The following is a 3,029-nucleotide window of genomic DNA, read 5'->3' as shown; positions in this document are numbered from 1 at the left end:
CCGCATCGAGCTTGGCTTGGGCTTCGGTCAGCGCTTTGGCTGCTGCAACTTCGGCCGCGTTTTTGGCAATCACTTCGTCCGCAGCCGCTTTGTCCGCCGCCGCTTTGTCTGCAGCTGCTTTGGCCGCAGCGTCCGCTTCAGCTGTGGCTTTGGCGGCTGCTATTTTGGCCGCATCAAGCGCAGGTTGGGCCGCGACTTTTTCAGCCTCCGTCTTCGCCGCATCGAGCTTGGCTTGGGCTTCGGTCAGCGCTTTGGCTGCTGCAACTTCGGCCGCGTTTTTGGCAATCACTTCGTCCGCAGCCGCTTTGTCCGCAGCCGCTTTGTCTGCAGCTGCTTTGGCCGCCGCGTCCGCTTCAGCTGTGGCTTTGGCGGCTGCTATTTTGGCCGCATCAAGCGCAGGTTGGGCCGCGACTTTTTCAGCCTCCGTCTTCGCCGCATCGAGCTTGGCTAGGGCTTCGGTCAGCGCTTTGGCTGCTACAACTTTGGCCGTGTTTTTGGCAATCACTTCGTCCGCAACCGCTTTGTCCGCCGCCGCTTTGTCTGCAGCTGCTTTGGTCGCAGCTTCACTCACTGCGGTGATGGTCACGGTGACCACCTGGGTGGTGCCGTCGGCTGTTGCTACCGTGATGCTGTCTGTGTAGTTGGTTCCTGCCACAAACTGGTTTTGGGCCGAGTTCATGGTGTAGGTCCAGGCCCCGCCGGTGGTGACGCTGAACTTGCCAAAGCCGTTGCTGCCGGCCACGTTGGTTTGCGCAGCAAAGAGGCCGGCCGTGCCGTCCACGTCGGTGCTGGTGAGGGTGCCGGTGGCCGTTTGCACGGCGTTGGTCTCGGTCAGGGCGGCGGTGCTGGTGCCGCCGATCACGGCCGCGTCGTTGGTGCCGGTGATGGTGACGGTGACCACCTGGGTGGTGCCGTCGGCTGTCGCTACCGTGAAGGTGTCGCTCAGGGTAGCCTCTGCCGCCAGGGCTTGCACAGTGGCGTTGCTGTTGTTGAGCATATAAGTCCAAAACCCCGCTGTGCTCATGGTGTAAGTGCCGTAGCCGTAGGTGCTTGCGGTGCCAGCTGTGACGGCGGTAAAGAGGTTGACAGTGCCATCGGCGTCGGTACTGGTGAGTCTGCCAGTGGCTGTTGGGGTACCGGCTGTGGCGTTGTCCACGCCGCCGGCCTCTGTCACTGCACCCACGCTGGCGCCACTGATCACAGCCGCATCGTTGACGTCATTCACGTTGACCGTGAAGGCCTGGCTATAGACCAATGGATTGCCGCCGTTGGCATCGGTGCTGGTGACCGTCACGCTGTAGCTGGACTTCGCTTCGAAGTTGGGGCTGGTGCCCGTGAACATGAGCTGGCCGCCCACGATCGCAAAGCTGGCTGCGTCCGTGCCGCCCAGGGTCAGGACGTTGGCGTTGCCGCTGGCGTCCGGGTCGATCACCGTCAGGGTGCCGATCACTACGCCAGCGCCCACGTTGACGTTTTCTTTAATGGTGTTGGCCGACAGCACGATGCCGGTGGGCACGTCGTTGACTTCGACAAGCCCAGTCAGTGTGGTGGCCAGCTCGCTGGGCACCTTGCCATTGCTGACCAGGGTTTTCAGGTTTGTTTGAATGACTGTAGCCAATGCAGGGCTCAGACTGGCGGTTCCGTTGGTGATGGAGATGCCATTGGCGATCGCTTGCGTGACTGCCTCGGTGCTATGGTTGCCGGATGCCTCCATCTGGCTGAGGGTGGCCAGGGCAACGCCATAAATGTCGGGGGTGGCAGCAGTGCCATTGGCGTTTATTGTGGCCTGCGGCGTTGTGCTCAGCAGGTCTGAGCCGCCCAAGAACAGCTGGGATACAGCAGCGTTGCTGCTGCTGATTGCTGCGTTGGTGGGTGCTACGGGTGTATCGGTGACGCCGGCCATTCGGGCTGCTACGTCGGTCAGAGGTGTGATGTTCACGGTCATGCTGGAGCCCGCCCCGATGTTGACAACGGCCAGCAGGGTCGGCAGAGTTTTTGTGGCACCTGTGGCCTCGTCCATATACGAGGCCACGTCTGAGTCGGCCGGTTGCGTGTCGCGCACCTTGAGTACGACACGGGTCTGTTTAGTTAAGGCCAGACTGTAAGACCCATCGTTATTGACGCCGGTGCTGCCAACCAGTGCTCCGTTGGCATCGTAGGCATCGACCACCAAATCACCACCGGGGTTGCCTGTCAGTGGACCAGCCACGATGAGGCCCTGTACTGTGAAGCTGGAGGAGACGGCAACCTGGAAAACCTGCTCTGCGGAGGCGTTTTGATGAGCGTCTGTAAAAGACACGCTGAACGAAACGGCGCCAGCGGGGATATTGCTGTCGGCGAAATCAATGGACCATTCACCGGTATCGGCGTTGACTTGCACGTTTTCTGATGTGGCAACACTGCCATTCGCATTTTTCCATGTCACGGTGATGGTGCCTGCTTCGCTGGCGTTTCCGCGTATGGTGAATTTGCCATCGGGTAAATCCAGCAAGTTCATGGCAGCGGGTACCTCGGAGGTAACTTCTGGGCTGTTGACCACCGTGTCCACAGTGACTTCTTCACCATAGTTAGCGCCATAGTTGCCGGCGATGTCTTTCACGCTGGCTTCAAAGCTGATCGGACCCTGCAGGATGTTGCCATCAGCGTCTTTGGGCAGATCGGCGTCGGTGAATGTGACTTGCCAGGTGTTCAGGCCATTGGCGCCTGCGACCACATTGGCCGTCTTGAGGGTGGACCCATAGCCAGAGACCCAGACGCTGATGGTCTGGTTGGCTTCTGCGGTGGTCGTGCCACCGACGGTAAAGCCAGAGGTGGCTTCAGTTGCGTTGACGGTGTTGTCGGCGGTTACCGTTTTTATGGTGACATCGGGTGCGGTCGTGTCGAGCGTGAAGCTCAGGGTGCCGGGGGTGCTGGCGTTGCCAGCCTTGTCGATCTGGCGCACTTGCACGCTTTTGGTGCCATCGCCAGTGGCTGTGAAGCTGGAGCCTGTGCCGGTGGTCCAGGTGACGCCGTCCAGGCTGTATTCCCAA

The 3,029-nt window shown here is 60.6% G+C and carries 1 protein-coding gene; it reads right to left on the bottom strand.

Translation table 11 applies throughout. The annotated features are described in order from the left end of the window. On the bottom strand, positions 1–3,029 hold a 3,029-nt coding region (locus tag B9Z45_RS16470; protein WP_199221935.1), incomplete at both ends, for an S-layer family protein.

This window comes from Limnohabitans sp. 2KL-17 (assembly GCF_003063415.1).
Lineage (GTDB): Bacteria > Pseudomonadota > Gammaproteobacteria > Burkholderiales > Burkholderiaceae_C > Limnohabitans_A.
This window is presented reverse-complemented; position numbering and strand designations above follow the sequence as displayed.